The following is a 17,554-nucleotide window of genomic DNA, read 5'->3' as shown; positions in this document are numbered from 1 at the left end:
TTATTCTCCAGCCTTAGATGATAAAAAAACATGAATACGCAGATTATCTGCTCGAAGTGAAGAGGTTGTCGCACGAATTTGCTCAATCGAATTCGGCAATAGTGATCGCTGCGCTACCACTGACGTGTCTACTTTCAACCCTTGCTTATCATACCAATATAAGCGGTAAGCAATATTTACCGCTTTCGATTGCACATTGCTAATATTGATGGTAGCAACATGTTGATGATTTTCCACATTAATAATTGGGTTTTCAACAATAATACCCTGAGCCAACACGGACGGTTCCATAATCACCCGTTGTTGATTATTAAGCGCCAACTCTTGAGGCTTCTTATAGAGACAGCCACTCAGAAGTATTGCTGCTGTAGCAAGCAACACTATACGGTTGATTGTTGTTCCCCATATTGTCATTATTTCGCCAATAATGGACCCAATGGGCGACCACCCACTAAGTGCATATGAATATGGAAAACTTCTTGGCCTGAGTGTTCATTGCAATTCATGATTAAGCGGTATCCGCTTTCGGCAATACCTTCTTCTTTCGCAATTTTTGCAGCAACAGTAAACAAACGACCTAACGCCAGTTCATCATCCGCTGTCACATCATTCACTGTTGGGATCAGCTTATTAGGAATGATTAAAATATGCGTGGGTGCTTGTGGTGAAATATCCCGAAAAGCAGTAACCAGCTCATCTTGGTAAATCACATCCGCAGGGATTTCACGACGGATGATCTTGCTGAAAATGGTTTCTTCTGCCATGTCAATTTCCTTAATAATTAAAAAGTGATTTAATCATCGAGTGCTGATTATGCGTTATTCGCACCGACATTTAAATGAAATAGCCGATTGAAATTCTGCGTGGTGATCTCAGCCATCTCTTCCACACTAACGCCTTTAAGCACTGCCATATATTCCGCAACATCACGCACATAAGCGGGTTGATTTTCTTTTCCACGGTGAGGGACTGGCGCTAAGTAAGGGGAATCCGTTTCTACGAGGATCCTATCTAGCGGTACAACTCTAGCGGCTTCACGGATCTGCTCTGCGTTGCGGAATGTCACAATCCCCGAAAATGAAATGTACATGCCTAAATCGAGTAACTCGATAGCCGTGTCTTTATCTTCTGTAAAACAATGCAATACACCGCCGCAATCCATCACTTTTTCTTCACGCAAGATGGCTAATGTATCTTCCCGCGCTGAACGAGTATGCACAATAACAGGCTTATTCACCTCACGGCCAATGCGGATATGTTGGCGGAACGATTCTTGTTGTAACGCCGCATTTTCCTGCTGATAATAATAATCTAGCCCTGTTTCGCCTAAGGCAACAACTTCTTGCCCCGTCGCTAATTGTGCTAAATGTTCAAAATCGTACCCTTCATCCAAATTGAGGGGGTGAATACCACAAGAAAACGCAATATTGTCACGCTGGCCTATCAGCGCTTTCATGCTTTCAAACCCGGGTAAGGTCGTTGCCACCGCTAACATGAACCCCACATCACGGGCAGCAGCTTTTGCGATAACATCGTCGACATCAGTATGTAATTTTTCATAATCTAAACAGTCGAGATGGCAGTGTGAATCAACAACAAACATATTTAACTCTTTTTAAAATGAGGGATCCGCCAATAAGGCTTCCCATTGTAATAACTGATTGGCTAACAGCAATTCCTGGTTTAATGCAGGGACAGTTAGTAATTGATGACGGCATTGCAACCATTGTTCATACAGGTTACCAAGTCGTGTGCGATCCATCATTGACGCTAATTGCATGACGTGCACAAAATAGTCTTGGTTAATGCAAAACTGTGCTGCCCCTTGTTGCACTTTAATTGCATCAGCAATTAGGGTTAATAACCAATTCATAGCCATTGCCGCGTCATCGATATTTAATGACGGCAATAAGCCTAACATATCGCGGTTCTGTAATGCTGTCGCCATGTTCTGACACAATGCGCCACGTTTTTGCCACAAACTGTCGTCGAGTAGTGCTAATGCAGCCACTGGCGCGCCTTGGCAAAGTTTTAACGCGGTAACCGCATCGTCCATAACCAAATTTGGCTTTTGCTTTTGTAACCAATATAACGCAATTTTTTGATCGGGCGCTGGCAAAAAGTGGCTTAAGCAACGGCTGCGAATGGTCGCTAACACCTTTTCCTGTTTTTCACTGCCTAATAAAAAATAGGTCTCTTTCGCTGGTTCCTCAAGAGTTTTGAGTAATGCATTTGCGGCAGCATCTGTCAGTGCATCGGTACTCTGAATATACACCACCTTACTACCACCTTGTTGTGCATGGCTGCTCAAGGTTTCAATTAGCTTTCTAACCGCATCAACACTCACTGTCGTTTTGCCTTTTTCCACGTTAATGACATGGTAATCAGGGTGTGTTCCCGCTAACATCAACTGGCAACTGTGGCACTCTCCACAACTTTTCATCCCATCGCGATTTTGACAAATCAACCAACGGCTAATCCCGTAACACAATGCATCAGCCCCATTGCCCGGTATGGAATGGATCAACAAGGCATGATGACCACGACCGCTTTGGTACGCCGCGATCATTTGCCGATAAAGCTCATTTAACCAAGGATACCAATTCATACCATCAATACCTTATTTTGCTAGCCATGAAAGTAACGCAGCGCGGATATCTTGTTGAACTTGTTCAATGTGCTGGCTTGCATCAATTGTCACAATGGATTTATCATTCGCTGCAAGTTCCAGATATCTTTCACGCGTTCTTTCAAAGAAAGCCAGCGACTCTTTTTCAATTCTGTCTAGCTCCCCCCGTGAACGCGCTCGTTGTAGGCCAAGTTCTGGAGATAAATCAAGATATAACGTTAAGCTTGGTTTAAAATCGCCTAACACTAAATCGCGCAAAGATTGCATTAAATGGCGATCAATTTGGCGTCCACCACCTTGATACGCTTGTGATGACATATCATGGCGATCGCCAACAACCCATTTACCCGCAGCAAGCGCAGGTTTAATCACCGTATCAACTAATTGCACACGCGCAGCATACAGCATTAAAAGTTCAGCTTTATCTGTCACTTTATCCCCTTCAATGCCTTGTTTGATAAGTTCTCGTAGCTTTTCTGCTAGCGGTGTGCCCCCTGGCTCCCGGGAAAAAACGATATCGTAAATACCGACATGATTTAGGGTATCGACCACAGTGTTAATGGCGGTGGTTTTCCCTGCCCCTTCTAACCCTTCAATAACAATAAATTGATTTTTCATGTTTTTCAGTTTTGCTGTTCAATTTGGCGGTAAATTTTGACGGCACGGTTGTGATCATTCAAATTACGGCTAAAGGTGTGTCCCCCTTTACCGTCCGCAACAAAATATAAATAATCTGTTTTGGCTGGATGAGCAGCCGCTTTGATAGATGCAAGGCTTGGCATTGCTATGGGTGTTGGTGGTAACCCGTCAATTTTATAGGTGTTATATTCTGTATAATTATCTAAATCACTACGGTAAATTTTACCACGATATTTATCCCCCAATCCGTAAATTACAGTTGGGTCGGTTTGTAGACGCATTTTTTGCTTCAAGCGATTTACAAATACGGAGGCCACCTGTGATCGCTCACTATCCACCCCCGTTTCTTTTTCAATAATTGACGCCATGATTAGCATTTCATAGGCATTTTTATACGGTAAATCTCTGTCACGGCCTTTCCATTCATCTTCAAGGCTAGCTTGCATACGCTTATGAGCCCGTTTCAAAATTTCGGTGTCTGGTGTGCCTGCGGTATATAAATAGGTATCAGGATAAAGCCAGCCCTCTAACGTCCCTTCCCCTTTAAAACCAATTGCATTGTACAGCTCAGTGGGTGTCATTTCTGTGGATTGGTGTGCTAAATAAGGGGCGTCACGCAGAGTATGACTCCAATCAACTAAGCGATTTCCTTCAATAAACCGGATAGAAAATTGCGCTTCCTTTCCGCTAACTATCAATTTAAGCAGTTGTTCTACATCCATATTGGGCTGTAAACGATACGTGCCAGCTTTCAGTTGCGCCAATTCAGGACGTAATTTCAATAACCACTGAAACTCCTTTCCCTGTTCAATCAACTTTTCATTGATTAGCAATGTCTCAAATGCCACACGCCCTGTCCCCGCAGGCACAGTAAAAATCTTTTCCTGTGTAAGATTAATCGGTGTTTGAGCATAATTCAGTACTTGTCGATACTGCCAATACAATGCAATTGCGACAACAGTAACAAGAACCACAGCAATTAGAATGATTTTTTTAGCTAATTTCATTTATTGACCATATCAACGCGTATTAGGGCTTTAATTTATGCTAATTAGATTTTGCAGCGCAAAAATAAGTATTCGAATAACTCCCGTGAAGCATAATGCAATGGGCTTTCTTGTCCCCTTAGCTGAATGCTCTGAACAGGCAGGACAGGCATCAATGCATTGCACATAATCACTTCATCACAGTGAGCTAAAACCGAAGCGAACCGCTCGACTTCCTCTAGATGGTACTGGCTACCTGCTAATAACGCTATGATCTTTTGTCTCATTAATCCGTTTACCCCACTGTGTGATAGCACAGGGGTATAAACAGTTTGCCCAATACGCCAAAACACATTCGCACTGCAACATTCGACAATTGTGCCACCGGTATCGAGCACAATTGCTTCATCCGCATGGGCCTCATCAATTTCTTGACGGATCAATACCTGCTCAAGACGATTCAGATGTTTCATCCCTGCTAACAGTGGATTTCGAGAAACCGGTGTTTGGCTTACTATCAGCTTAGCCCCTTGACATTGTAATTGCGCATAATGCAATGGAAAGGGTGAGACACTAACAATGATGGTCGGCTGCGAAAATCCCAAAGAACTGTAACCTCGCCCGCCGACACCTCGGCTAACAATCACTTTTACTACAAATTCGTCATCCCTTTGCTCGGCACAAATTTCCACCAAATGTTGTTCTAACCAATCCCAATCAGGTGCAGTAATTTTTAACCGTTGGCAGTCATGCATTAAGCGAGCAATATGCGCTTTTAGCATCTGCCCTTGTTGATTCATACCATAAACGGTCGTAAAACAACCATCCCCGAACGCAACGGCGCGATCAGCGACACTAATTTGCTGGCAAAGTTGACCATTAACCCAATATGACATTGATAATACTTATAATAAAGGCTGATAAATCAGACAGTAAACAGATAGAACTATCATAAACTAAAGCATGTGACTGTGCAAAGCAGCAGACAAAATAAAGCCTCAGTGGCATATGCGACTGAGGCTAAAGTAATGGCGGAACGAATGGATTATTCTGCGTGATAACGGCGGAAAATCAATGAACCGTTTGTGCCACCAAAGCCGAACGAGTTGCACAGAGCGTACTCCATGTTCTCAACTTTACGTGCTTTATGTGGTACGAAATCTAGCGTACAACCCTCACCAGGGTTATCTAGATTGATTGTTGGTGGGACGATTTGGTCACACAGAGACATAATTGTGAAAATAGATTCAACCGCACCCGCTGCACCTAATAGGTGACCCGTCATGGATTTCGTTGAACTGACTAACACGTTTGAATCTTCACCAAAGACAGACATAACCGCTTGTGCTTCCGCTAAGTCGCCAGCATGTGTTGATGTGCCGTGCGCATTAATGTAGCCCACGTCACTCGCTTTAATGCCTGCATCTTTCAGCGCATTTTCCATCGATAAGGCTGCACCTTCACCATTCTCAGGTGGTGACGTCATATGATAGGCATCACTGCTCATACCAAAGCCAGCGACTTCTGCATAAATTTTTGCCCCACGCGCTTTGGCATGTTCATATTCTTCAAGAATAATGATACCTGCGCCATCACCGAGAACAAAACCATCACGGTCTTTATCCCAAGGGCGACTTGCCGCCTGCGGGTTATCATTGCGGGTTGACAAAGCACGGGCTGCACCAAAACCTGCCACACCTAATGGTGTTGTTGCTTTTTCAGCTCCTCCCGCCAACATGACGTCTGCATCACCATAAGCAATCATGCGTGCTGCATGGCCGATATTGTGAACACCCGATGTACATGCTGTAGCAATCGAAATACTTGGCCCACGTAAACCGTACATAATGCTTAAATGGCCCGCGGCTAAGTTAATGATTGTTGATGGTACGAAGAATGGGCTAACTTTACGAGGGCCACCGACCATCAAAGCTTCACAGTTATCTTGAATTAAACCTAACCCGCCAATACCAGAACCAATCGCTAAACCGATACGAGTAGCATTGGCTTCTGTTACTTCCAATCCAGCATCTTTAAAGGCTTGGAAACCTGCTGCAATACCATATTGAATAAATGGGTCCATCTTCTTCGCATCTTTGCGAGAGATGTCATAATCTTCGTAATTAAAATCTTTTACTAAGCCAGCAAATTTAGTTGCGTGGTTAGTAGTATCAAAATGTTCAATAAGGCTGATACCACTCTGTCCGTCACAAACAGCTTTCCATGATGACTCAACTGTGTTGCCGACAGGAGATAACATGCCCAGTCCGGTTACGACTACACGACGCTTAGACACGTATTTCCTCCAAGGAGGGAAAGTTACAAAGGGAACATAGGCGATCGAGTGATCGCCTAGACATGTTTTTCGTACAATTATTTAGATGCGTTCTCGACGTAGTCAATCGCAGCCTGTACTGTTGTGATCTTTTCAGCTTCTTCGTCAGGGATTTCGCAATCGAACTCTTCTTCCAGAGCCATAACCAGCTCAACTGTGTCAAGAGAATCAGCGCCCAAGTCATCAACAAATGAAGCTGTATTTACAACTTCTTCCTCTTTAACACCCAGTTGTTCAACGATGATTTTCTTAACGCGTTCTTCGATAGTGCTCATACTATTAAAATTCCTATCAAAACTCGCTTTCGCGATGGTTTTCGTAGTTTATGAAATACAGGAAAAGATACAACCCAATCCCGGCTGTTGGAACCATTATTTTGCATTATTTAGCGTTGGATAACACTAATAATGCAAATAGTTCCATCATTTCTTTAGATCATGTACATGCCACCATTGACATGTAATGTTTCACCTGTGATGTAAGCAGCTTCGTCAGAAGCTAAAAACGCTACAGCACTGGCAATTTCTTGTGCATCACCCAGTCTATCCGCAGGAACCTGAGATAAAATGCCTGCACGCTGTTCATCTGTCAATGCTTTCGTCATATCCGTTTCGATAAAACCTGGAGCAACGACGTTAACAGTGATACCACGAGAAGCGACTTCACGAGCTAGTGATTTACTAAAACCAATCAGCCCAGCTTTCGCTGCTGCGTAGTTTGCTTGTCCCGCATTTCCCATCACACCTACGACAGATGCGATGGAAATAATGCGCCCACAACGTTTTTTCATCATGGCACGCAAAACGGCTTTAGACAAACGGTAAACGGATGAAAGATTGGTGTCAATAATATCTTGCCACTCTTCTTCTTTCATACGCATCAATAAGTTATCACGTGTGATACCAGCATTATTAACCAAAATATCAATTTCACCAAACTCTTCACGGATCTTGGTCAAAGTTTCTTCGATTGATGCTGCATCAGTCACGTTTAACGCTAAACCTTTCCCCTTACCATCAAGGTAAGCAGTGATAGCTTCTGCGCCTTTTTCGCTAGTTGCGGTCCCAATAACTGTCGCGCCGCGTGCAATTAAGGTTAAAGCAATTGCTTTACCAATCCCACGGCTCGCCCCTGTTACTAGTGCAATTTTTCCTTCAAAGCTCATGTCATCCTCAGCTATTTTCTAAAGCAGTGCTCAATGATACAGGATCATTGGCTGCTACGGCAGTTAAATTAGAGACAATTCGCTTGGTAAGACCAGTCAACACTTTACCCGGTCCCATTTCGATAAGATGCTCAACACCTTGATCTGCCATTAATTCTACCGTTTCTGTCCAGCGTACCGGATTATACAGTTGACGGACTAAAGCATCACGAATATTTTGCGCCGATTGTTCGATTTTAACATCAACATTGTTGATAACTGGGTAGGCTGGCTCACAAAATTCAATTTTTTCTAACGCTTCGGCTAATTTATCAGCAGCGGGCTTCATTAATGCGCAATGAGAAGGTACGCTAACGGATAATGGCAAAGCACGTTTAGCCCCCGCTTCTTTGCACGCGGCCCCCGCACGTTCAACCGCCGCTTTTTCACCTGCAATAACCACTTGGCCAGGAGAGTTAAAGTTAACTGGCGAAACAACTTGACCTTGCGCGGCCTCTTGGCATGCTTTTTCAATAGATTCGTTATCTAAGCCGATAATCGCATACATAGCACCCGTTCCCTCAGGAACCGCTTCTTGCATTAATTTGCCACGCAATTCAACAAGTTTAATCGCGTCTTTAAAATCGATAACCCCTGCACAAACTAGTGCAGAGTACTCACCGAGGCTATGCCCTGCCATGATTGAAGGCATTGCACCTTTTTTATCTTGCCAAACACGGAAAATCGCCACAGAAGCCGCTAACAGTGCTGGCTGTGTCTGCCATGTTTTGTTTAGTTCTTCTTCTGGTCCATTTTGGACTAATGCCCAAAGATCGTAACCCAATGCTTCTGATGCTTCAGCAAATGTTTGCTCGACCAACTGATTTTCTTCAGCTAATGCGGCTAACATTCCTAAAGACTGAGAACCCTGTCCGGGAAATACCATCGCAAATTGTGTCATGTCTGTTTTCTCAGTAAATTAAAAACGAACCAAGGCAGAGCCCCACGTGAAACCGCCGCCAAAGGCTTCTAACAGCACTAGTTGGCCACGTTGGATACGTCCATCACGGACTGCCTCATCAAGAGCAGTTGGGACAGATGCCGCAGAAGTATTCCCGTGACGGTCTAAGGTGATAACCACTTTATCCATCGTCATATCGAGTTTTTTTGCCGTCGCAGAAATAATTCTTAAATTTGCTTGATGTGGCACTAACCAATCAAGTTGTTCTTTTGCAATCCCACTTTCTGCCAGCGTTTCATCAACAATGTGCGCTAACTCACGGACTGCAACTTTGAATACTTCATTACCTGTCATGGTTAAATACGCAGGGTCATCTGAACAACGGCTGCGATTAGGTAGCGTAAGTAAATCCCCATAACGCCCATCAGCGTGTAAATGGGTAGAAATAATACCCGGCTCATTAGATTCGCCAATAACAATAGCACCTGCGGCATCACCAAATAAAATAATGGTACCACGGTCTTCTGGGTCTAATGTTTTTGATAATGCATCCGAACCGATGACCAGCGCTTTTTTCGTCATGCCTGTTTTAACAAATTGATCCGCAATGCTGATCGCATAGGTAAAGCCTGCACAGGCTGCGGCAACATCAAAAGCCGCGCAATCATTAATGCCTAACATTTGCTGTACTTGACAGGCAGCACTAGGAAATGCATGGGTTGCAGAGGTTGTCGCAACAATGATCAAACCAATTTCGCTGGCGTCAACTTGTGCCATTTCAAGGGCTTTTTGTGCCGCATGAAAGCTCATCATAGAGACATTTTCGTCTTCATTAGCAATTCTTCTTTCATGTATCCCAGTGCGGGTCACAATCCATTCATCAGAAGTATCAACCATTTTTTCCAGATCAGCATTCGTACGAACTTGCGCTGGCAAGTAGCTGCCTGTTCCTAAGATTTTACTATACATAGCCATAGGTTATTGATCACTCCTGGGTAAAACAATATTTAATCGCGCTGTTATTCTTTCTGGCACTTGTTTTTCAACAGCTTGCACTGCACGGTCAATCGCAGCTTTAAAGGCATTTTCGTTAGCCGCACCATGACTCTTGATCACAATACCTTTTAATCCTAACAGAGTCGCACCGTTATACTGGTCGGGGTTCATATCGCCAAAACGCTTCATCAATCGTTTTTTTAGCCACTTTTTCGCCAGTTGCATTAACCAACTGCGTTTTTTCTTTTCGTCGCCTGCCGATTTTAATAAAGAAAGAATAACGCGGATCACCCCTTCCATTGTTTTTAATGAGACGTTACCTGCGAAGCCGTCACACACCAGTACATCAGTTTTGCCCGTTAGTAATTCATTACCTTCAACATAACCAATATAGTTAATGGATGCCGTTTCTTTTAACACTGCGGCGGCTTCGCGGATATTATCCAGTCCTTTGCTCTCTTCTTCACCGATATTAAGCAACGCAACTTTCGGCTTTGTGATATTGACCACTTCTTCGGCCATCACTGAACCCATTACGGCAAATTGCACTAACATTTCACTGCTACAATTGACATTTGCCCCTAAATCCAGCACCACCGTTTGGCTTTTTTGCTGATTCGGTAAGATGGTCATTAACGCTGGGCGCTCAATACCGTCTATGGACTTCAACATCAATTTTGCTAATCCCATCAATGCGCCTGTATTTCCGGCACTCACACAGGCTTGTGCCTGCCCTGTCTTCACTAACTCCAAGGCCACTCGCATCGAGGTTCCTTTGCTTTGTCTTATTGCATTTGATGGTTTGGCATCGTTAGCAATAACGCCATCCGCAGGAATAATTTCGACACGCGAAATTTGCTCGGCGCTTAAGTGTGCAAGCAAAGGTTGAATGGCTTCGGGTTGACCGACAAGCAGTAATTTGAGTGCTGAATTAGATGCCAGTGCCTGCAATGCAGCAGGCACTGTGACGCGAGGACCAACATCCCCGCCCATAGCATCTAACGCAATGGTTAGATTAGCCAAAGTACCAACAATTACTTGCTGATAACCTTACGGCCACGGTAGAAACCGTCTGCAGTCACATGGTGACGCAGGTGAGTTTCACCTGAAGTTTTATCTACAGAAACTAGGGTAGCAGTCAGTGCATCATGTGAACGACGCATACCGCGTTTTGAACGAGTTGGTTTATTCTGTTGTACGGCCATTGACCTTACTCCTTAAGTACTTTTCTTTAAACTGGCTAATACGGCAAATGGGTTTGGTTTTTCTGCCTCAGGAGGTAGTTCACCATACACCATATCCGCTTCGGACACTTCACAGTGTTCAGAATCATGGACCGGAACAACTGGTAAGGAAAGAATTATTTCATCTTCTATCATTCCCAGCAAATCTATTTCACCAAATTCATCAATTTGAATTGGTTCGTAGTGCTCCGGTAATGCTTCGGCCTTTTCGTCATTGACGACAGGACTAAAACAATACGATACGTAGACATGATGTTTGAAATTATTTCCGCAGCGTTGGCATTGGAGGGTGAGTTCCACTTGGGATTTCCCTTCGATAACCGTGAGACGCTGTTTATCAATGCTAAATGATAATTCGGTTTCTACATCACTATCTACACTGACTACTGATTCTGCAAGACGAGCAACTTGCTCAGGTGTATAACTCCCGACATAGTCGAGGTTTTTCTGAGCTGCACGCTGCGCATCGATAGTCAGGGGTAATTTTACCTTTTGCATAAGGCGCGCATATTAACTTTGTAATGAGCTATAGTCAAAGAAAAAGGCGGGGTAAACTCGCCTTTTCACCAAAAAATCGCAGGTTTTGCGGTTTATAGTTTAAAATGAGTTAACCCTTTTGGCTACGAGTTTCGAGAAAAATCATGAAATCGATTATTTTGGCGTCAACTTCACCCTATCGACAGGCCTTACTAAAAAAATTAGGTTTACCTTTTTTAGCCTCTTCTCCAAATATTGATGAGTCACCTGTTTTAAACGAATCTGCTCAAGCTTTAGTCATGCGTTTATCCCATTCCAAGGCAGCTGCACTCGTAGAACACTACCCACAACATTTAATTATCGGTTCTGACCAAGTCTGTGTTATTGATGGAAAAATAGTGGGGAAACCTCATACCTTTGAAAATGCATTCAACCAGTTGAAAGCGGCGTCCGGGAATACCATCACATTTTATACTGGGCTGTGCCTATTAGATTCCGCGACAGGTAAATTTAATCTGCAATGTGAATTGTTTGATGTGCATTTTCGCAAATTAACGGACCAAGAGATCACCAACTACTTGTATAAAGAAGAACCGTTCCAATGTGCTGGCAGTTTTAAATCTGAAGGACTTGGCATTACCTTATTCGATAGACTTGACGGACGAGACCCAAATACATTGATTGGCCTGCCACTTATTTTGCTCCTCGACATGCTACGGCAACACGGTGTTAACCCGTTGCTGGATTAACGAATGATTGGCGGGTAATAGGCTTTTACCCGCCAGCAGCAGGCGCTTAAGATGTCACTTTACGTTGGCGTAATACCTTTAAACAATGGGTTAACTCTTGCCCCATTGGGGCTTGTAGGCGCATCTCCTCACCTGTTTTGGGATGAGTAAATTTTAACGCACTGGCATGCAAGAACAGTCGATTAAGACCAGTGCCTGCTAATTGGCTATCAAATTGTTCGTCACCATAACGGTTATCAAAAGCAATTGGGTGACCTGCATACAAAGTGTGCACACGAATTTGATGTGTTCTCCCTGTGACAGGGCTCGCCTTCACTAATGTTGCATTCTCAAAACGCTCTTCTACTTTAAACCGTGTTTCCGATGGTTTTCCTTCACTGCTAACTTTGACGACACGCTCACCACTTTGCAAAATATTTTTCAGCAGCGGAGCTTGAACCACTTTAACATGAGATTGCCAATTGCCACGCACTAATGCTAAATAATCTTTTTGCATCGTTTTTAAGCGCAGTTGTTCGTGTAACGCTCTTAAAGCAGAACGTTTTTTGGCAACCAATAGAATGCCGGAAGTATCCCGGTCAAGGCGATGAACAAGTTCGAGAAAACGGGCTTCAGGTCGCAAAGCTCTCAACCCTTCAATAACACCAAAGCTCAACCCACTCCCACCATGTACCGCCGTGCCTGATGGTTTATTCAACACAAGAATAGAATCGTCTTCAAATAAAATACAATCGGCTAATGCTGCCACTTTATCTAATTTAGCCGAAACCGTCGCCGTCTCGCGCTCCGCGACTCTGACGGGAGGCACGCGAACTTGATCCCCTTCAATCAGTTTGTACTCAGGCTTAATCCGCCCTTTATTCACCCGCACTTCTCCTTTGCGGATAATGCGATAAATCATGCTCTTGGGTACACCTTTGAGCTTAGTGAGCAAAAAGTTATCGATGCGTTGCCCTGCCTCGTCATCGCTGATGTCTATAAATTGAACTTGGTTTTGTGTATTCATTCGAAAATGCGTTAACTCTAATTGATTAAAATATGCGCTTATTGACTCCCTCTATCATACCGACTCCACGAATTTTTTTATGTTTTTTTTTATTTTGGTTATTTTCTGCATGATTTATCCTATTTCTAAATAAAATTTCCATATAACTTCCTTATCGACTTGCTATAATGCACATGGCAATGGAATAATATGTAATTGCCGAGATGTTTAAAAAACGAAAATTGGCGTTTATAGGATTTCTTATTTGATAGCGTAATAATGCAGCAATGGCGTAAGACATTTAGCGATATCAAATAAATTAGCGAGCAACGAATTTTGGCTTATTGGGTTGGGACCTTCCGTTTTCATGATAATTTACGGCATCCTGATTAAGAACGCTGAATTTTTAATCTAAAAATCAGGTTCACCGAATACTGCGCGTCTCTATACGAACGACTGCCGCGAGGCAGACGGTTCTGTAAAAATCACGAGGCCATCGGTTTACAGTAGCTCTTTCTTTCGCTGCTCTTTATTTAAAAGAAAATAATGAGTAAGTAATAACATGAAAAGAATGCTAATAAACGCAACTCAACAGGAAGAGTTGCGTGTTGCCCTTGTTGACGGGCAACGTCTCTATGATTTGGATATTGAAAGCCCAGGTCATGAGCAAAAAAAAGCGAATATTTACAAAGGTAAAATCACTCGTATCGAACCTAGTCTTGAAGCCGCTTTTGTTGATTATGGTGCAGAAAGACACGGTTTCCTTCCTATCAAAGAAATCGCTCGCGAATACTTCCCAAGCAACTACCACTCTCAAGGCCGCCCAAACATCAAAGATGTGTTAAAAGAAGGCCAAGAAGTTATTGTACAAGTTGATAAAGAAGAGCGTGGTAATAAAGGTGCCGCATTAACCACTTTTATTAGTCTGGCCGGTAGTTATTTAGTGTTAATGCCAAATAACCCACGTGCTGGGGGGATTTCTCGTCGTATTGAAGGGGAAGACCGTACAGAACTCAAAGAAGCGCTGTCTTCTTTAGAAATTCCAGATGGCATGGGTCTGATTGTTCGTACCGCAGGTGTGGGTAAATCCGCAGAATCTCTGCAACAAGATTTACTGTACCGCTTACGTCACTGGGAAGCTATCCAAAAAGCAGCTGAAAACCGCCCTGCGCCTTTCCTCATCCATCAGGAAAGTAACGTTATCGTTCGAGCATTCCGCGATTATTTACGCCCTGATATCGGCGAAATTCTGATCGACAACCCGAAAGTCGTCGAAATGGCGCGTAACCATATCGAAGCGATCGGTCGTGGTGATTTTGCCAGCAAAATCAAATACTACAGTGGTGATGTTCCCTTATTCAGTCATTACCAAATCGAATCTCAAATTGAATCTGCATTCCAGCGTGAAGTGCGTTTACCTTCCGGTGGCGCGTTAGTCATTGATACCACTGAAGCATTGACCGCAATTGATATCAACTCATCACGTTCAACACGTGGTGGTGACATCGAAGAAACCGCCTTCAATACTAACCTTGAAGCTGCTGATGAAATTGCTCGCCAATTACGCCTGCGAGATCTTGGTGGCCTTATCGTTATCGATTTTATCGATATGACCCCTGTTAGACATCAACGTGAAGTGGAAAACCGCTTACGTGAAGCGGTTCGCCAAGACCGTGCTCGCATTCAGATTGCCCGCATATCACGTTTCGGTTTATTAGAAATGTCCCGTCAACGTTTGAGCCCATCATTAGGTGAGTCAAGCCACCATGTGTGTCCACGTTGTATGGGCACAGGGACGATCCGGGATAACGAATCACTGTCATTGTCTGTGCTTCGTTTAATTGAAGAAGAAGCACTGAAAGAAAATACCCATGAAGTACATGCTATTGTTCCTGTACAAATCGCCTCTTACTTGCTGAATGAAAAACGCAAAGCCGTCAGCGATATTGAGCAACGCCAAGCTCACGTTCGCGTTGTTATCGTGCCAAACGACCAAATGCAGACGCCTCACTTCCATGTGATCCGTATCCGTAAAGGCGAAGAAGTCAATACCCTGAGCTATAACTTAGCTCAATATCACGAAACTGAAACCCTTGCTCAGAGTGATGAAACAAACGCTGAACGTAAAGCGCCAGAGCAACCTGCAATTTCTGCATTTGCCCTGCAAGAACCTGTAGAGCTTCCTGCTGCTAAACCGAAAGAAGCCGTCCCGACTAAGGCACCAGTAAAATCAGTCGCAAATGAGCCAGCTCAACCCGGTTTATTTAGCAAAATTGCGGCATTCTTTAAAGGTCTCTTTGGCGGTGAAGAAGAGAAAGTGGCTGAAGCGCCTGCGCCTAAAACACGCAATAATGACCGTCGCCGCAATAACGATCGTCGTCGTAATAACGAGCGTCGCAATAATAATCGCCGCGATCGTGATGAAAATGAAAGCAGAGACAATCGCGATAATCGTAACAACCGCAATGATCGTAATGCTTCATCGGAAGAAACGAATAATCGTAACAAAGGTCGTCACAATAAAAATGCGGCACCGCAAGATGAGCAAACCGCTGAAAACACCAATCGTGACAGCCAGCAACAGCGCCGTGAGCAACGTGCTGATCGCCGTCGTCGTCAAGATGAAAAACGTCAACAGCAAACGGCAAAAGCTCAACAAGATGCTCAGCAAGATAATGTTGAAGCAACAAATGCAAGGGAAGAAGAAGAGAAACGTCCTGTCACTCCTCGTCGCCAACGCCGTCAATTAACGCAAAAAATTCGCGTGACGGATAACGAACAAGTAGTGAATAATGATATTGTAAAGCCTGTTGTATCCGCTCCAATCGCAGCATTACCTGCCCCAGTTGCTACAGCTAATCAAGTTGAAGACCAAGTGCAAACTGGCGATCAGCGTGATGTAACCAGCCAAGCAGATGGCGAAGAGAAACAAGACACTATCATTCCTCGTCGTTCGCGCCGTTCTCCTCGTCACTTACGTGTAAGTGGTCAACGTCGCCGTCGTTACCGTGATGAGCGTCATCTTAATAGCTCACCAATGCCGTTAACCGCAGCAGTCGCGTCACCAGAACTTGCTTCAGGTAAAGTCTTTATTCATTACCCTATTGTGCAGCCTCAACAAGAGAGCATGCCAATTATTACGAATGAAGAAATGCTCGAACAACAAAGTATTACTGATGTACCAGTAACTGAAACTGAACAAGTGACAGCGTCACAAAATAGCTTACCGTCAGTTGTTACCGTTGCGCCCGTTGAAGTCGCTCAATCAGCAGCCGTTGTCGCACAAGTTGTAGAGAGTCACGTTCAAGCCCCTGTCGTTGAACAACCAGTTGCTGAGCAAGCTGTTGAGGGAGCACCTGCTGAAATTGAAGTTGAAGTCGAATCCGTTGAAGCAATTCAACCTGAGACGCTGACTGAAGAAGTGGTTGATGACGTGGTTGAACAAGTCACTGCCAATGTTGTGGCCGCGTCAACTGAAACCGTTAAATCAGACACCACAGCGCCTGTCGAAATCGAAGACGTATCAGTTCACACTGAAATCACCGAAGAAGCGTCCGCTGCTGAGGTTATCGTTGAAACAGTATCAGATACCACTGAAGTTGAAGTGAATGGCGCTGTTAAAGTGAGCGAGCCCGCAGCAGTAACAAGCTTGCATAAATGCCATGCGTATTCACCAATGACAAAAGCACCAGCCCCAGAAACTGCGGGTGTGCCATTTGAAATTACCGAGTACCAACGTGAAGCTTCTACTTTTGAAGGTAAAGGCGGTGCGGGTGGCCATGTCGCTTCAAATGTGGCAACTTCAGAGATGGCAAAACCCGAGAATTTCTAAAGCAGCACAGCGTTAAGTCTCTAAGCCTTGATGGGAAACCATCAAGGCTTTTTTATTATTGACTGTATCAAAATGAACCATTTTTCAATGAAAACTTTCATCGATTACTGATATTCGACTATTGCGTTCAGGTTATCCCTGTGATTATATAACTGTAATTTCATACAGTGCGCAATCAAAAAGAAAAGGGATCTATTATGTTAAAAGTCATTGCAGAAGATTTTATTAAAAAGGAAGCAATTGAAACAGTCATACCGTTATACCGTGAACTTGTTGAAGCAACTAAACAAGAGCCCCTTTGCATCAGTTATGATTTGTACGTTGACCAAAAAGATCCGGGACATTTTATTTTTATCGAAGAATGGCCTAACCAAGAAGCGCTTGATACCCACTGTGCTAGTGAGCATTTCAAGCGCCTCGTTCCCCTTATCAATGGTTATAAAAAATCCGACCCCATCATTAAGCTGATGAACAGCGCATTTGCACCAGATAAATAGCACTAAAGTACCTTGCGCTTAACGATGTGCCACCAAAGCTATTTTAGCCAATAAACAATAAGGTATAATTTTATTGGCTA

Annotated in this window: 19 protein-coding genes; 3 read left to right on the top strand and 16 right to left on the bottom strand. The window is 43.7% G+C overall.

Annotated elements, in window-relative coordinates:
* The 15 genes from AB6N04_RS05395 to yceD all read right to left on the bottom strand — a co-directional run bounded on the left by AB6N04_RS05395 (position 1) and on the right by yceD (position 11,432).
* Positions 1–414: a YcfL family protein gene (locus tag AB6N04_RS05395; RefSeq protein WP_369310871.1), complete on the bottom strand. Its 414-nt coding sequence runs from the start codon at positions 412–414 to the stop codon at positions 1–3.
* A complete protein-coding gene (hinT, locus tag AB6N04_RS05390) occupies positions 414–764 on the bottom strand; it encodes a purine nucleoside phosphoramidase (RefSeq protein WP_369310870.1) in 351 nt (116 codons plus the stop codon). Before hinT ends, AB6N04_RS05395 begins: the two co-directional genes overlap by 1 nt.
* 47 nt (positions 765–811) lie before the next feature.
* A complete protein-coding gene (locus tag AB6N04_RS05385) occupies positions 812–1,603 on the bottom strand; it encodes a metal-dependent hydrolase (protein WP_369310869.1) in 792 nt (263 codons plus the stop codon).
* A 12-nt stretch (positions 1,604–1,615) separates the two neighbouring features.
* Positions 1,616–2,608, bottom strand: coding sequence for a DNA polymerase III subunit delta' (gene holB / locus AB6N04_RS05380; RefSeq protein ID WP_369310868.1), 993 nt, complete (start codon positions 2,606–2,608; stop codon positions 1,616–1,618).
* A gap of 12 nt (positions 2,609–2,620) precedes the next feature.
* Positions 2,621–3,247, bottom strand: coding sequence for a dTMP kinase (gene tmk, locus AB6N04_RS05375; RefSeq protein ID WP_369310867.1), 627 nt, complete (start codon positions 3,245–3,247; stop codon positions 2,621–2,623).
* A 5-nt stretch (positions 3,248–3,252) separates the two neighbouring features.
* Complete coding sequence (mltG, locus tag AB6N04_RS05370) at positions 3,253–4,275, bottom strand: endolytic transglycosylase MltG (RefSeq protein WP_369310866.1); 1,023 nt, start codon at positions 4,273–4,275, stop codon at positions 3,253–3,255.
* 44 nt (positions 4,276–4,319) lie between these two features.
* Complete coding sequence (pabC, locus tag AB6N04_RS05365; protein WP_369310865.1) at positions 4,320–5,150, bottom strand: aminodeoxychorismate lyase; 831 nt, start codon at positions 5,148–5,150, stop codon at positions 4,320–4,322.
* Positions 5,151–5,299: 149 nt separating this feature from the next.
* Complete coding sequence (fabF, locus tag AB6N04_RS05360; protein ID WP_369310864.1) at positions 5,300–6,550, bottom strand: beta-ketoacyl-ACP synthase II; 1,251 nt, start codon at positions 6,548–6,550, stop codon at positions 5,300–5,302.
* 77 nt (positions 6,551–6,627) lie between these two features.
* Positions 6,628–6,864, bottom strand: a complete 237-nt coding sequence (gene acpP, locus AB6N04_RS05355; protein WP_004253236.1) for an acyl carrier protein — start codon at positions 6,862–6,864, stop codon at positions 6,628–6,630.
* A 155-nt stretch (positions 6,865–7,019) separates the two neighbouring features.
* Positions 7,020–7,754 (bottom strand): 3-oxoacyl-ACP reductase FabG, encoded by a 735-nt coding sequence (gene fabG, locus AB6N04_RS05350; RefSeq protein WP_225818844.1) that lies wholly within the window; start codon positions 7,752–7,754, stop codon positions 7,020–7,022.
* Positions 7,755–7,761: 7 nt separating this feature from the next.
* Complete coding sequence (fabD, locus tag AB6N04_RS05345) at positions 7,762–8,694, bottom strand: ACP S-malonyltransferase (RefSeq protein WP_369310863.1); 933 nt, start codon at positions 8,692–8,694, stop codon at positions 7,762–7,764.
* Positions 8,695–8,712: 18 nt separating this feature from the next.
* Positions 8,713–9,663 (bottom strand): beta-ketoacyl-ACP synthase III, encoded by a 951-nt coding sequence (locus AB6N04_RS05340; RefSeq protein WP_369311993.1) that lies wholly within the window; start codon positions 9,661–9,663, stop codon positions 8,713–8,715.
* Between the two features lie 9 nt (positions 9,664–9,672).
* The gene (gene plsX / locus AB6N04_RS05335; protein ID WP_369310862.1) at positions 9,673–10,713 is read right to left on the bottom strand and encodes a phosphate acyltransferase PlsX; all 1,041 of its coding nucleotides are present in this window, start codon (positions 10,711–10,713) and stop codon (positions 9,673–9,675) included.
* 11 nt (positions 10,714–10,724) lie between these two features.
* The gene (gene rpmF, locus AB6N04_RS05330) at positions 10,725–10,895 is read right to left on the bottom strand and encodes a 50S ribosomal protein L32 (RefSeq protein ID WP_047755811.1); all 171 of its coding nucleotides are present in this window, start codon (positions 10,893–10,895) and stop codon (positions 10,725–10,727) included.
* A gap of 12 nt (positions 10,896–10,907) precedes the next feature.
* Positions 10,908–11,432, bottom strand: a complete 525-nt coding sequence (gene yceD, locus AB6N04_RS05325; protein ID WP_369310861.1) for a 23S rRNA accumulation protein YceD — start codon at positions 11,430–11,432, stop codon at positions 10,908–10,910.
* Positions 11,433–11,575: 143 nt separating this feature from the next.
* On the opposite strand from yceD, the gene AB6N04_RS05320 reads away from it, so the two are divergent.
* On the top strand, positions 11,576–12,160 hold the full coding sequence (locus tag AB6N04_RS05320; RefSeq protein WP_369310860.1) for a nucleoside triphosphate pyrophosphatase: 585 nt from the start codon (positions 11,576–11,578) through the stop codon (positions 12,158–12,160).
* A gap of 46 nt (positions 12,161–12,206) precedes the next feature.
* Here AB6N04_RS05320 and rluC read toward each other — a convergent pair whose 3' ends face one another.
* A complete protein-coding gene (gene rluC, locus AB6N04_RS05315) occupies positions 12,207–13,166 on the bottom strand; it encodes a 23S rRNA pseudouridine(955/2504/2580) synthase RluC (protein ID WP_369310859.1) in 960 nt (319 codons plus the stop codon).
* Positions 13,167–13,707: 541 nt separating this feature from the next.
* Between rluC and rne the strand changes: the two genes are divergently transcribed.
* Complete coding sequence (rne, locus tag AB6N04_RS05310) at positions 13,708–16,977, top strand: ribonuclease E (protein WP_369310858.1); 3,270 nt, start codon at positions 13,708–13,710, stop codon at positions 16,975–16,977.
* Between the two features lie 197 nt (positions 16,978–17,174).
* On the top strand, positions 17,175–17,474 hold the full coding sequence (locus tag AB6N04_RS05305) for a putative quinol monooxygenase (protein ID WP_369310857.1): 300 nt from the start codon (positions 17,175–17,177) through the stop codon (positions 17,472–17,474).
* Positions 17,475–17,554: the final 80 nt, after the last annotated feature.

The organism is Providencia rettgeri (assembly GCF_041075285.1).
GTDB classification, from domain to species: Bacteria; Pseudomonadota; Gammaproteobacteria; order Enterobacterales; family Enterobacteriaceae; genus Providencia; species Providencia rettgeri_G.
Note: the sequence above shows the minus strand (reverse complement) of the source record. Positions and strands in the feature narration are given on the sequence as shown.

Bases quoted from the DNA above. Each gene is read 5' to 3' on its own strand.
- yceD (WP_369310861.1), bottom strand. From the start codon at position 11,432: ATGCAAAAGGTAAAATTACCCCTGACTATCGATGCGCAGCGTGCAGCT.
- rluC (WP_369310859.1), bottom strand. From the start codon at position 13,166: ATGAATACACAAAACCAAGTTCAATTTATAGACATCAGCGATGACGAG.
- AB6N04_RS05340 (WP_369311993.1), bottom strand. From the start codon at position 9,663: ATGTATAGTAAAATCTTAGGAACAGGCAGCTACTTGCCAGCGCAAGTT.
- hinT (WP_369310870.1), bottom strand. From the start codon at position 764: ATGGCAGAAGAAACCATTTTCAGCAAGATCATCCGTCGTGAAATCCCT.
- rne (WP_369310858.1), top strand. From the start codon at position 13,708: ATGAAAAGAATGCTAATAAACGCAACTCAACAGGAAGAGTTGCGTGTT.
- fabG (WP_225818844.1), bottom strand. From the start codon at position 7,754: ATGAGCTTTGAAGGAAAAATTGCACTAGTAACAGGGGCGAGCCGTGGG.
- tmk (WP_369310867.1), bottom strand. From the start codon at position 3,247: ATGAAAAATCAATTTATTGTTATTGAAGGGTTAGAAGGGGCAGGGAAA.
- holB (WP_369310868.1), bottom strand. From the start codon at position 2,608: ATGAATTGGTATCCTTGGTTAAATGAGCTTTATCGGCAAATGATCGCG.
- AB6N04_RS05320 (WP_369310860.1), top strand. From the start codon at position 11,576: ATGAAATCGATTATTTTGGCGTCAACTTCACCCTATCGACAGGCCTTA.
- mltG (WP_369310866.1), bottom strand. From the start codon at position 4,275: ATGAAATTAGCTAAAAAAATCATTCTAATTGCTGTGGTTCTTGTTACT.
- pabC (WP_369310865.1), bottom strand. From the start codon at position 5,150: ATGTCATATTGGGTTAATGGTCAACTTTGCCAGCAAATTAGTGTCGCT.
- rpmF (WP_047755811.1), bottom strand. From the start codon at position 10,895: ATGGCCGTACAACAGAATAAACCAACTCGTTCAAAACGCGGTATGCGT.
- acpP (WP_004253236.1), bottom strand. From the start codon at position 6,864: ATGAGCACTATCGAAGAACGCGTTAAGAAAATCATCGTTGAACAACTG.
- AB6N04_RS05305 (WP_369310857.1), top strand. From the start codon at position 17,175: ATGTTAAAAGTCATTGCAGAAGATTTTATTAAAAAGGAAGCAATTGAA.
- AB6N04_RS05385 (WP_369310869.1), bottom strand. From the start codon at position 1,603: ATGTTTGTTGTTGATTCACACTGCCATCTCGACTGTTTAGATTATGAA.
- AB6N04_RS05395 (WP_369310871.1), bottom strand. From the start codon at position 414: ATGACAATATGGGGAACAACAATCAACCGTATAGTGTTGCTTGCTACA.
- fabD (WP_369310863.1), bottom strand. From the start codon at position 8,694: ATGACACAATTTGCGATGGTATTTCCCGGACAGGGTTCTCAGTCTTTA.